Genomic DNA, 12,036 nt, shown 5'->3' with positions numbered 1-12,036 from the left:
GGCCATCCAAATCATGCCGCCGCGCCGCCACAACCTGGACGCAGCGTGCTGCACGGGCGCTTATCCACGCTTGCGGGTAACCCTACATCCAGTAGGGCGGCACGCCATAGTAGTCATAGACCCGGCGGCCGTTGTCGTTGTACCAGTTGTCGTCATCGTCCGAATAGCTCGGCGCGCCTTCGATCTGCTCCTTCGTCAGGTCGATGCGATAGCCGTCCAGCTGGGTATCGTAGGCCAACTTTTCCCACGGCAGCGGGTAGTGATCGTGACCGATCCCCATGAAACCACCGAAGCTCAAAACGGCGTAGGCGACGCGCCCATCCTGCTTGCCGAGGATCAGCCGCTCGATCGAACCGATGTGCTTGCCATCGGCACCGTAGACGCGCGTCCCTTCCACGCGGTCGCTCGCAATCAACGTCGGCGTGTCCTTTACGTTTGGGTCTCGGCGGTTGTTGTCAGCGTCCTGATGCAGCATTGTGCACCTCCCTTTTGTTGGTTTCGTCGTGCTTGGCGTACGGTTTGAAAACGTCGCGCGGCGCTCAAGGTTCCAAATTTCCCACAGGCGCGCGCGTTGCTGCAATATTGACGTTTACGTCAAGGTTAGTGTATCTAATCTCGGCTTGAACCATTCAGGCAATGACATAAGCTGCCGTATTGGAAGATGGAGGATCGTCCAATCGGTTGCCGGTGGAACCGGTCGGCAGCGAGAGGGAGAGAGACACGATGAACAGCATTTCCGCCCACCCAGGCGGCGCCAAGCCGGCAAAGCCCTGGCTTGCCACCTATCCCGAGATCGTCCCGGCGGAGCTTCCGCCTCTCGAATATGCATCATTGGCGGAACTGCTCGACAAATCCTGCGCACGCTATGCCGACCGCGTCGCATTCTCCAGCATGGGAAAGCGACTGACGTATCGGGAACTGGAAAGCCAGACGCGCAAGATCGCCGCGTGGCTGCAGAACACAGGCCTGCAGAAGGGCGACCGCGTCGCCGTGATGATGCCGAACGTCCTGCAGAACCCTGTTGCCGTCTACGGCATCCTGCGCGCCGGCCTGGTCGTCGTGAACGTCAACCCGCTCTATACGCCGCGAGAACTGGAGCACCAGCTGCGGGACTCCGGCGCCAAGGCTATCTTCGTCCTCGAGAATTTCGCGCGAACGGTCGAGCAGGTGCTCGCCAAGACCGACGTACGCCACGTCGTCGTCAGTTCGCTCGGCGAAATGCTGGGTGCCAAGGGCCTGATCGTGAACCTCCTTGTTCGCAAGGTGAAGAAACTCGTTCCCTCGTGGTCCATCCCGCAGCACAAGACCTTCAAGCAGGTGCTGAGCGAAGGGGCCGGCAAGGCATTCAAGCCGGCCGTGGTGACCGGCAACGACATCGCCTTCCTGCAGTATACCGGCGGCACCACAGGGGTCGCCAAGGGCGCGGTCCTTACCCACCGGAACCTGCTGTCCAACAAGCTCCAGCTTGAACTCTGGCTGAAATCGGCCTTCGAAAGCCGGCAGCGGCCCGATGTCCTGAACTTCCTCTGCGCCCTGCCCCTCTATCATATCTTCGCACTGACGGTGAATTCGCTGATGGGCATGTCGCTCGGCGCGCACAACATTCTGGTCGCCAATCCGCGCGATATCCCTGCACTGGTCAGGGAGTTTTCCAAGTCCAACGTCCACGTTTTCCCCGGCCTCAACACGCTCTTCAACGCCCTGATGAACAATCAGGAATTCGCGAAGGTCGATTTTTCATCGCTGGTCATCTCGCTCGGCGGCGGCATGGCCGTGCAGCGGCCGGTCGCGGAGCGCTGGCTGAAGATGACGGGATCTCACATTACCGAAGGCTACGGCCTCTCCGAGACCTCGCCGGTTGCGACCGCCAACCGTTTTGATTCGCCCGAATTCACCGGCTCGATCGGCCTGCCGATCCCTTCCACCGACCTCGATATCAGGGACGAGGACGGCAAATCGCTACCGCTCGGCGAGATCGGCGAAATCTGCATTCACGGGCCGCAGGTCATGGCTGGCTATTGGAACAAGCCAGAGGAGACAGCCCGCGCGATGACGCCTGACGGCTACTTCCGCACGGGCGACATGGGCTTCATGGATGCGCGCGGCTACACCAAGATTGTGGACCGGAAGAAGGACATGATCCTCGTGTCCGGCTTCAACGTCTACCCGAACGAAATCGAGGAGGTGGCCGCCATGCATCCCGGTATCCTCGAATCCGCGGCGATCGGCGTTGCGGACGGCCACTCCGGCGAAGCCGTGAAGCTGTTCGTCGTCAGGAAGGATCCGGCGCTCACCGAGGCCGACGTGAAGGCTCACTGCGCGGAGAACCTGACCAACTACAAGCGGCCTCGGTTCATCGAGTTCCGCCCCGAGCTGCCCAAGTCGCCCGTCGGCAAGATCCTGCGCAAGGATCTGCGCAGCTAGATCCATATGCTCCGCGCTGAAAAGCCATCCGTCGTCGCGGGTGGCTTTTTTGCGTTTCGGCAGGTCGCCGAACTTGATTTGCACCCTACAAAGCGAATAGTTTCCGCGACCCTCTCGCCCTGCAAAGGAGCCTCCCATGAATGCCATCGTTGAACAATTGAAGAGCACTGCGGCCGCGACCAAGGCGACCGACATCCGCGCCGCTTTCGCGGCCGATCCGCAGCGCTTCTCCCGCTTTACCGCGTCGCTCGACGATCTTCTTATGGACTATTCAAAGACGGCCGTGAACGACGAGGTCCTGGCTCTCCTGGTGAAACTTGCCGAAACCGGGGGCGTCGAGGCCAAGCGCGACGAAATGTTCTCCGGCACGGCGATCAACTTCACGGAGGACCGCGCCGTTCTGCACACGGCGCTGCGCAACCGTTCCAACACGCCCGTTCTGGTCGACGGCAAGGACGTGATGCCCGACGTCAACGCGGTCCTGGCTGCGATGGGCAAATTCGCCGACGGCATCCGTTCGGGCGCGTTGAAGGGGGCGACCGGCAAGGCGATCACCGATGTCATCAATATCGGCATCGGCGGCTCGGATCTGGGGCCCGTCATGGCGACGTTGGCGCTTGCGCCCTTCCATGACGGCCCTCGCGCGCATTTCGTCTCCAACATCGATAGCGCGCATATCGCCGACATACTGAAGCTGGTGAAGCCGGAAACGACGCTCTTCATCGTCGCGTCCAAGACCTTCACGACCATCGAGACGATGACCAACGCGCAGACCGCGCGCAAGTTCATCGCCGACGCGCTTGGCGAAGCGGCTGTGCAGCATCACTTCGCGGCCGTTTCGACAGCGCTCGACAAGGTCGCGACCTTCGGCATCGACAGCGAACGCGTCTTCGGCTTCTGGGATTGGGTCGGCGGCCGCTACTCGATCTGGTCGGCGATCGGCCTGCCCCTGATGATTGCTGTGGGGCCGGAGAATTTCGGCAACTTCCTCGATGGCGCCCATGCGATGGACAACCACTTCCGCCAGGCGCCCATTACGAAGAACCTGCCTATACTGCTCGGCCTGATCGGCTTCTACAATCGCAATGCGTTGGGCTACGCGACGCGCGCGATCCTGCCTTACGACCAGCGCCTGTCGCGCTTCCCGGCCTATCTGCAGCAGCTCGACATGGAATCGAACGGCAAGGGCGTGACCATCGACGGCACGCCGGTCGAGGGCAATTCCGGCCCGGTCGTCTGGGGAGAACCCGGCACCAACGGCCAGCACGCCTTCTACCAGCTCATCCACCAGGGCACGAGCGTCATTCCAGCCGAATTCATGATCGCGGCAAACGCCTTCGAACCGGGGCTGCGCCATCAGCACCAGCTGCTGATGGCCAATGTCATTGCCCAGTCGGAAGCGCTGATGAAGGGCCGCACCTTCGCGGAAGCCAAAAAGCAGCTCACCGACAAGGGCATGGACGACAGAAAGGCCGATTTCATCGCTCCGCACCGCGTCTTCACCGGAAACCGCCCGTCGATCACCTTCGTCTACGGCAAGCTGACGCCCTATGCGCTCGGCCGCCTCATCGCGCTCTACGAACACCGTGTCTTCGTCGAAGGCGTGCTCTTCCGGATCAACTCCTTCGACCAATGGGGCGTCGAGCTCGGCAAGGAACTGGCAACCGGCCTGCTGCCTGTCATCGAAGGCAAGGAGAGTGCGGAGGGCCACGATTCCTCGACACAGGGCCTCGTCGCGGCGCTGGCAAGCCTCGCCACGAAGTAGATACGAGCGAAACTGGAAACGCTCCCGCGACAGGCGCCGCGGGAGCGTTTTTCTTATGACTGCCTTGCTCCCCTCAGGCGGGCCAGATACTCGCTGCGGGAGAAATGGTTTGGTCCGGCGTGCTTTCTAACGGGCGGCGGGCCGTTGAGCGCGCGATATCCGAAAAACTCCGCATCCATCGTACCCAGCCCGCCGGTCAAGGACGGCAAGGCACGTTGCAGCGAATGCACGCTGATGGCAGCGATCGTGCCGCCCAGCACCAATATGGATCCATTCGACGTAGGCGGCTCGAGCGATGCTCCCAGGCGCGCAAGAAGGCTCTGCACGCCTGGCAACGCTTCAGGGGGCATTTCGATGCTAATCCGATCCATGGGTTCGCATACTTCCGTTCCAGCGGCTTCAAGCGCCGCGGCGAGGACCAATGGCGTCAGGTGCCGATGGTCGGCAGGGGTACTGGATGCCCACTTCCGCATTCTGGTCGCCTCCACCAGCGAGACAACGCAATCGGTTACCTGCCACCCGAAAACGCCCTGCTTCAACGTTTCCTCGACTGCCTCCTCGACGGCCTTCAGCGCAAAGAACGGAAGCGATCCCGGGTCGATCAGCGATCGGAAGCGGTGACGACCCTGGCAGTCGCCGGGTTCGACGATCAGACCTACCGTAGCGACAAACGGATCGGGTGCGTGATCCACGGCCCTACCCGTCCCCACGACGCGCTCGATGTAAATCGGTGACGTCTCGAGAAAATGGACCTCGAGACCGTAGTCGACCCGCAATGTGTGCTCGATCACCTCTTTCTGCACTTCGCCGTAGAGGGAAATGGAGATCGCGTCCTGGCCGCCGTCGCCCTGTCGTAAATTGATGAGCGGGTCTTGCTCTGTCATTTGCAGCAGCGCCTTCCACAACAACGGCGCTTCGGTCGGATCGGACGGGACGACGACCGATTCCAGCATAGGAGGGGAGAATTGCCGCTGTACATATACTGACCGCTCGCCGATCCAGTCTCCGATACGAACGTCGGAGAGGCCTCTGACCTTGGCTATGTCCCCCGCCCGAGCAAGGTCGCGCCGGCCGGCCTGCCCTTGGGAGAATACCTCGATCTCCGTAATTCGATTGTCCTTGCCGGCAATCGAGAGGCGGTCGCGAACGCGGACCGATCCGGCAAACATCCGGAGATAGGCCAGCTTCTCCCCGGCTCCAGTCCGTTCCACCTTGAAGACCGCGGCTGAAGCTGGCCTGTCGGTTTCGGGCACGGGTGCCGGAAGCAGGGCGGTGACCCCGTTCATCAGTTCCCCGATGCCCGAGCCTGTGATCGCCGAGCCAAAAAACACTGGGTGTACCGAGCCCGCGGCGGTCTGCATGGCGAGGGCAGCCGACAGTGTGCCGCCCGGTACATCCGCATCATCGGCGAACGCTTCGAGCAACCGATCGTCGTGTTCCGCCAGGGCCTCGAGAACAGCCGAACGGAACTGACGATCCTTCCAGGAAAATGCGACAAATGCAGCGTCCGGCGTTCCCGGTGCCGTCGCGTATCCCATGGGCACGATTGCGTCCGACAGCCGGGACCGCAGGTTGGCAAGGGCATGCCGGTCGTCGGCTCCCCGGCGATCGATCTTGTTGACGAAGACGATGGTGGGGACCTTTAGCCGCGCCAGCGCCCGCATGAGGACACGCGTCTGCGCCTGCACCCCTTCGACCGCAGATACGACAAGGACCGCGCCGTCCAAGATGCCGAGAACCCGCTCCACCTCTGCAATGAAGTCGGGATGGCCGGGTGTATCCAACAGATTGACACGCGTGTCGTTGAATACGAAAGACGCGACAGCAGCCTTGATCGTTATTCCCCGTTCACGCTCCAATTGCAGCGTGTCGGTCTGGGTGTCGCCGGTATCGACACCGCCCATGGTCTTGATGACCCCGGCATGAAAAAGCAGGCGTTCGGTTAAGCTAGTTTTGCCGGCGTCGACATGCGCCAAAATTCCAAGATTGAGTGTTCGCATAGCACATCATGTTCATGGCTTCGGGAGTAGCTCCGTTTCCTTCGAACATGTGACAGCGCATGCTTACCTCCATTGTTGGACGGCTTTTGGTAACACTACCGGCCGACGCCCGCAACTGCGGAGGCCGTCTCGCCCTCCGCGATATCCATTGCGACAGATCCAACTTCGCTGAATTCCTACAGGGATTTCGCCGGCCAATCAGCTCGGGGGCATCCTGTCGAACCTTGGCAATTGTGGGTCGACGTGGTCCCATGGCTGCGCGGCGGCGGTCCAGCTGATCAACTGCGGCCTGTATCGTGTCGGGTCGTCCAAGCTGGCGGCACGAACGACGAAATAATCGGGCATGGCTGGAAACGTCATGTAGACGGGCGAGCCGCAGGTGGGGCAGAAGGCCCGGTCCTTGACAATTCCGCCGTCACCGGTCGCTTGCCAATGCGTTGCTTCTCCCTCGACAACAACGTTGTCGCATTGGAAGGTCAGATGCGATGCGTGCCCGGTGCCACTCTCGCGCTGACATTGGCGGCATTGGCAGTCAAGCATGACAATCGGATCGCCGGCGATCCTGTAACGGATCGCACCGCAGGCACAGCCACCTGTATAGGGTTCACTCATGTGATCCTCCTTTGGGAAACAACAATGATATTCGGGGGTGTCGGGTTCAGGCCGGCTCGTCCATGAGGGGGCCCAGGCGAGGAACGACTTTTTTCCAACCTTCGCTCATGTTCATGAAGGCCGTATCGTTCTTCGGCGTGACGAACCCGGAATGGACAAGGCGAATTCGTGTTCCGCCTTCCGCCTCGATGAGCGACCAGGTAACGACCGTATCCAGCAGCGAGCCGTATCCCGAGTTGGTGGGGTGCCCACCTTTCCAGCTGTAGGCAAAACGTTCGTTCGGCACCACATCGGTCACTTCGCAGTGAATGACGCCGTCCCATTCGCCGGCAGGGTTCGTCTGGAAGGTGAAACGGTTGCCCACCACCGGCTCGAATCCTGTCGGCTTCATCAGGAAGCGCGCAATCATGTCGCCTGACGTCAGGGCTTTCCAGACCGTCTCTGCGGCATGCGGAAACACCTCGTCGACGACAATGTCCTGAATATCGGTTTGCAGCATTGCCTTGTTCATGGATCGATTTCTTTCAGTAGGGTTCGCAGACTGTCGAAACGTTCTTGCCAGAAGAGGCCGTAGTGGCTCATCCAGTCGAACAGCGGGGCAAGCCCATCCGGCTCCGCACGGTAGTAGACCTTTCGGCCTTCGGGTCTCTCGGCGACGAGACGGGCCTGCTTCAGTGACTTCAGATGCTGTGAAATGGCACCCTGCGTCACTCCGCTTCCGCGCGTCAGATCGACAACGGTAATCTCTCGCGCGCTGACGATCCGCTCGTAGACCGCCCGCCGGGTCGGATCTGCAAGTGCCCGCATGACGGAGGAAATTTCGACTGCTTCTATCATGCCTAAACGATTAGTCGTTACTCATCAAATAGTCAACGCTAATTATTATTTCTGCGGAATTTAGACGAGACCCTCCAGGGCTTCGTGCCGGAGGTTGCGACCGGACGGCGTTTTTATATGCTCGATGTCGAAACGCGACATCACCAATCGTCATCGTATAAATCGCCATTGGAGAACCGGGATGACTGCAACCGACGACGACCTTGTTCATTTCGAGGCGCACGGCGCCATGCCATTGCCTGCGGCCCGCAGCGAAGGATTCGTCGACAACGACGGAGCGCGGATCTGGTACGCGACCTCAGGATCCGGCCCGGCGGTCGTCCTTCTCCACGGTGGGCTCGGCAACAGTGGCAACTGGGGATACCAGGTCCCGGCACTGGTTGCGTCGGGCCGCCAGGCAGTCGTCATCGACAGCCGCGGGCACGGCCGCAGCACCCGCGACCAGCAGCCCTACACATATGAGTTGATGGCATCGGACGTTCTTGCGGTCATGGACCGGATTGGGATCGACAGAGCAGCCCTCGTCGGCTGGAGCGACGGAGCCTGTACCGCCCTTATCCTTGCGGATCGGGAGCCGCACCGCGTCTCGGGTGTTTTCTTCTTCGCATGCAGCATGGACCCGAGCGGCACCAAACCATTCGTTGCAACGCCGGTCATCGATCGCTGCTTCAGCCGGCACAGGCAAGACTATGCGGCACTGTCGGCCACCCCGGATCAATTCGAGGCATTCGTGGAGGATGTGAGCCACATGATGGCGACGGAACCCAACTACTCCGCGGAAGACCTCTGCCGGCTGAGCGTGCCGGTCGCCATCGTGCTCGGTGATGCCGACGAGTTCATCAAGACGGAGCATGCGGCTTATCTCGTGCGCAGCATACCCGGAGCGGAGTTCATCGGGCTTGCCGGCGTCAGCCATTTTGCGCCGCTGCAGCGGCCCGAGTCCTTCAACCGGCAAGTGCTCGGATTTCTGGACCGGACAGGCTGAACCCGGCGGCGGCCGGTTCTCCCGGCACATTCCAACTCATTGGCAAGTTGCCAATGTCGGCTCGCCGGCGCGCGACAGCATTGCCTGCAGGTCGCTGCCCTGAATGAGCGGGATGAAGTCATCCGCGGGGGCAGTCTGGAGCCAAACCTCCAACGGCTGGCGCGAATCGGCCGCCGGATAGACGCCGCGCCAGCAGCCGCCGGAGAAATCGGCGCTCAAGCTGCCCCTGCCGTTGATGCCGGCTGCCTTCTCGGCCTTCATCTTCCGCTGAAAGGCGCGGAACGGCTCGACGTCGGCCGCGGACAAGGCGAGGATCACCATCTTTTCGCCCGATGCCAGGTTCGTCGGCAGACCACCAACTGACTTGGTGACCTCGGTGATCTCGAGCGGGTATTCCTGCGTCATCGGGGCGGTAACAGTCGACGACCACTTCATGACCAGCTTGACGCTTGCCTTGCCGAGTTCAAGCGACGCCGGCAGCCTGATTGCCGCCCGCAGATCGGCCGGATTGGAGTCCAGAGGGGAAAGGGTACTGAGTTTCGCAGCAGAGATCGGGTTGGCCGACATGCAGGACGGCAGGAACAACAGTGCGAGGACTGCGATTGAAAACGGAAAAGATGAAAATGTGCGCATGAAAAACCATTCGACGTTGAAATGCGATAATTATTGCTATACGATAATTTTAGCTCATATAGCAATAAGGATTCAACATGCGACAGGAAACATCTGGTGAGATCCGCAGGCTCAGCCGAAAACTCAGGCTGCTCGTTCTTATGATCGGCCTGACAGCGGGAAGCGTTCTGGTCTATTGCGCCTGGCGGTTGTCGTTCGACCTCGAGGGATTCCAGCACGACGTCGGTCAGGCGCTGTTCAGCGATCCGAAACCGATGACCCTGACCCCCATTGCGATCATGGGCCTTGTCGTCATCGGGCTGGCGAATGCGGCGCTTGCATTCGGGGGTCTGCACGCCGTGTGGTCACTGTTCGGCCGCTATCAGATCGGTGATCTCTTTTCACGGCAATGCGGCAAGCTTCTGCGCAGGGCAGGCATGTTCGCTCTTGCCGGCGCGGTTTCGGGCATCGTGTCGCGAACCGCGGGTGTTCTCCTGGTGACCTATGCGAATCCGGCCGGACAAAAGATGCTTGCCATCGGCGTTTCCAGCACCGAAGTCCTTCTGTTCCTGCTGTCAGGGTTGTTGTTCGTGCTCGGTCACATCATGATCGTGGCGGAAGAGCTCGAAGCCGACTATCGGAGCTTTGTTTAACCGGTGGCCATAATCGTCAATCTCGACGTGATGCTGGCGAAGCGCAAGATGCGGTCGAGGGAACTGGCCGAGCGCGTCGGGATCACCGAGCAGAACATTTCCCTGCTGAAATCCGGCAAGGTCAAGGGTGTGCGTTTCGATACGCTGGAGAATATCTGCCGGGCGCTGGAGTGCCAGCCCGGCGATATCCTCGAATTCCGCGAGGACGAGGCGACGTGATCGCCGCCCCGGTTGTCGATGTGATCAGAACCCGATCTCATGGGCGAAGGGCGGGTTGGCGCCGGCACGTGAGACAGTGACGGCGGCGGCCCTGGCGCCCAGTTCCAGGGCATCGCGTATGCCGGCCTCGTCGAGGGCTGCAACCTTGGCCTTGGTCAGCCGGTCGTGACGCTTCAGCGAGGCCAGCACGCCGGCATCGAACGTGTCCCCCGCCCCCACGGTGTCGACCACGGTCACCCGCTCGCTCGGCACCGATACCTTGTGGCTGGCGGTGTAGCCCGTAGCCCCCTCGGCACCCTTGGTGATCACAACAAGCTTGGCGCCGTGCTTCAGCCAGTGTGCCGCCAGATCGTCATGGTTGCCCTGGAGGCCGAACCAATCCAGGTCCTCGTCGGAAAACTTCAGTATGTCGGACTTAGCCGCCATGCGCTTGATGCGCGCCATGTGGGCATCCTTGTTCCTGATGAAGCCGGGGCGGATGTTTGGATCGAGCGAGATGACGCGATTGTCGGCTTCGCGATCGAGAAGAGCTTCGTAGGTTTCGCCGCAGGGGCTCGGGATGAGGCTGATCGCGCCGAAATGGAGGGCTTCGCAATCGTCGCCGAGGGTCGGCAGATCATCGGCGGTGATCATGCGGCCGGCCGTGCCTTCATCGTAGAAGGCATAGGTCGCCTGACCATTCACAAGCTTGACGAAAGCGACCGTCGAAGGGCGCGGCGTGATGGCACAAAGACTGAAGTCGACATTGCTGGCCTTCAGCGTGTCGCGCAGGATTTCGCCCATCATATCGTCGGCGAGACCCGTAAAAAACGACGTGGGAATGCCCAGCCTGCCGAGCGCGATCGCCGTGTTGAAGATCGCGCCGCCGGCGTAGGGAGCAAAGCCCTTTTCGCCGAGCGTGGTTTCCCGCGGCAGCATGTCGATGAGCGCTTCGCCACAGCATAAAATCATTCCGACCTCCCAGTGCATTCACTGATTTCGATGTTCTAATCGATTAGATAATTTCGTGGCAAAAGCAAAGCGCCGCGTCACGCATTCGGCGTCACAGCGATGAAATGCCGCCATTGCGGCCCGACCAGGCAAGCGGTGCATCGAGGAAGGACTCAACCTCATTCAGCGTGTTTTCGTCGAAAAGCTTCTGTGTCTTGGCAACGGCAAGCACGTCGCGCCAGGTCGCGATGTAGTGGAGCTTCACCTTGCCATCGGTAAACCGCAGCGCACCCTCATCGAAGATACCATAGTAGAAGAGCGCGATACCGTGGTCGACAACTCCGCCGGCGGCGCGTATCGCATCGATGAACTTGAACATGCTGCCGCCGGCCGTCGTCAGGTCCTCGATGACGAGAACGCGCGAACCCTCCGGCATGTTGCCCTCGATCTGCGCATTGCGTCCGTGGCCCTTCGGCTGCTTGCGGACATAGATCATCGGCAGGCTGAGGCGATCGGCAAGCAGGGCTGCGAAGGGAATGCCAGCCGTCTCGCCGCCGGCGATGCAATCGAACTGTTCGAAACCCGCCTCGCTCAGCACGACGCCCGCGGCGAAATCCATGACAGCGGACCGAATGCGCGGGAAGGAGAGAAGCTTGCGGCAGTCGATATAGACCGGGCTCGCCATGCCTGAGGCGAACTTGTAGGGCTGCGCGGCATTGAAATGCACCGCCTTGATCTCCCAGAGCATCTTCGCCACCAGTTCTGCCATGACTGCACGGTCGGTGAATGTCGTCTGGATCATCGCTCTCTCCATTGGTCAAATTTATGGGCCAATAGCAGCAAGTGCGGAAAGATTCCAGAACGGCGGGCGGGATGAAGCAGAGAATGCGGGCAAAAACTAGTGGCAAACGCGCCGGCATTCCGGCTTCGGCCCGAGAAACATTCGCCGGACAGCGGCTCCGCAAGAGTCCTGCGAGAAAATCTTTCAGCTTTTTCAAA

13 protein-coding genes are annotated in these 12,036 nt (G+C 60.8%); 5 read left to right on the top strand and 8 right to left on the bottom strand.

What is annotated here, in order from left to right:
- Window positions 1-82 precede the first annotated feature (82 nt).
- Window positions 83-475: a PRC-barrel domain-containing protein gene (locus tag ASC97_RS20420; protein ID WP_057470185.1), complete on the bottom strand. Its 393-nt coding sequence runs from the start codon at window positions 473-475 to the stop codon at window positions 83-85.
- Between the two features lie 248 nt (window positions 476-723).
- Here ASC97_RS20420 and ASC97_RS20415 point away from each other — a divergent pair, with 248 nt between their 5' ends.
- Window positions 724-2,424 carry a long-chain fatty acid--CoA ligase gene (locus tag ASC97_RS20415; RefSeq protein ID WP_057470184.1) on the top strand — a complete coding sequence of 567 codons (1,701 nt, stop codon included), beginning with the start codon at window positions 724-726 and terminating at the stop codon, window positions 2,422-2,424.
- Between the two features lie 136 nt (window positions 2,425-2,560).
- On the top strand, window positions 2,561-4,189 hold the full coding sequence (pgi, locus tag ASC97_RS20410; protein WP_057470183.1) for a glucose-6-phosphate isomerase: 1,629 nt from the start codon (window positions 2,561-2,563) through the stop codon (window positions 4,187-4,189).
- Between the two features lie 53 nt (window positions 4,190-4,242).
- Here pgi and ASC97_RS20405 read toward each other — a convergent pair whose 3' ends face one another.
- The 4 genes from ASC97_RS20405 to ASC97_RS20390 all read right to left on the bottom strand — a co-directional run bounded on the left by ASC97_RS20405 (window position 4,243) and on the right by ASC97_RS20390 (window position 7,638).
- On the bottom strand, window positions 4,243-6,189 hold the full coding sequence (locus ASC97_RS20405) for an elongation factor G (protein WP_057470182.1): 1,947 nt from the start codon (window positions 6,187-6,189) through the stop codon (window positions 4,243-4,245).
- 198 nt (window positions 6,190-6,387) lie between these two features.
- Entirely contained in the window at window positions 6,388-6,801 is a 414-nt protein-coding gene (locus tag ASC97_RS20400; RefSeq protein WP_057470181.1) for a GFA family protein, read from the bottom strand.
- Window positions 6,802-6,847: 46 nt separating this feature from the next.
- The gene (locus tag ASC97_RS20395) at window positions 6,848-7,312 is read right to left on the bottom strand and encodes an SRPBCC family protein (RefSeq protein ID WP_057470180.1); all 465 of its coding nucleotides are present in this window, start codon (window positions 7,310-7,312) and stop codon (window positions 6,848-6,850) included.
- The gene (locus tag ASC97_RS20390; protein WP_057470179.1) at window positions 7,309-7,638 is read right to left on the bottom strand and encodes an ArsR/SmtB family transcription factor; all 330 of its coding nucleotides are present in this window, start codon (window positions 7,636-7,638) and stop codon (window positions 7,309-7,311) included. Before ASC97_RS20390 ends, ASC97_RS20395 begins: the two co-directional genes overlap by 4 nt.
- Before the next feature lie 181 nt (window positions 7,639-7,819).
- On the opposite strand from ASC97_RS20390, the gene ASC97_RS20385 reads away from it, so the two are divergent.
- On the top strand, window positions 7,820-8,623 hold the full coding sequence (locus tag ASC97_RS20385) for an alpha/beta fold hydrolase (protein WP_057470178.1): 804 nt from the start codon (window positions 7,820-7,822) through the stop codon (window positions 8,621-8,623).
- 36 nt (window positions 8,624-8,659) lie between these two features.
- Here the strand turns inward: ASC97_RS20385 and ASC97_RS20380 are convergent, their stop codons facing one another.
- Entirely contained in the window at window positions 8,660-9,256 is a 597-nt protein-coding gene (locus ASC97_RS20380) for a hypothetical protein (RefSeq protein WP_057470177.1), read from the bottom strand.
- 77 nt (window positions 9,257-9,333) lie between these two features.
- Here ASC97_RS20380 and ASC97_RS20375 point away from each other — a divergent pair, with 77 nt between their 5' ends.
- Window positions 9,334-9,888: a DUF2975 domain-containing protein gene (locus tag ASC97_RS20375; RefSeq protein ID WP_082530089.1), complete on the top strand. Its 555-nt coding sequence runs from the start codon at window positions 9,334-9,336 to the stop codon at window positions 9,886-9,888.
- Window positions 9,889-9,891: 3 nt separating this feature from the next.
- Window positions 9,892-10,107 carry a helix-turn-helix domain-containing protein gene (locus tag ASC97_RS20370; protein ID WP_057470175.1) on the top strand — a complete coding sequence of 72 codons (216 nt, stop codon included), beginning with the start codon at window positions 9,892-9,894 and terminating at the stop codon, window positions 10,105-10,107.
- 24 nt (window positions 10,108-10,131) lie between these two features.
- Here the strand turns inward: ASC97_RS20370 and ASC97_RS20365 are convergent, their stop codons facing one another.
- Together ASC97_RS20365 and ASC97_RS20360 are read right to left on the bottom strand one after the other, a co-directional pair.
- The gene (locus ASC97_RS20365; RefSeq protein ID WP_057470174.1) at window positions 10,132-11,058 is read right to left on the bottom strand and encodes a carbohydrate kinase family protein; all 927 of its coding nucleotides are present in this window, start codon (window positions 11,056-11,058) and stop codon (window positions 10,132-10,134) included.
- 91 nt (window positions 11,059-11,149) lie between these two features.
- Entirely contained in the window at window positions 11,150-11,839 is a 690-nt protein-coding gene (locus tag ASC97_RS20360) for an orotate phosphoribosyltransferase (RefSeq protein ID WP_057470173.1), read from the bottom strand.
- Window positions 11,840-12,036: the final 197 nt, after the last annotated feature.

The sequence above is a fragment of the Rhizobium sp. Root1203 genome, assembly GCF_001424945.1.
Taxonomy (GTDB): domain Bacteria; phylum Pseudomonadota; class Alphaproteobacteria; order Rhizobiales; family Rhizobiaceae; genus Rhizobium.
The sequence above is the reverse complement of the archived record's forward strand: the minus strand, read 5'-3'. Positions and strand labels throughout refer to the sequence as shown.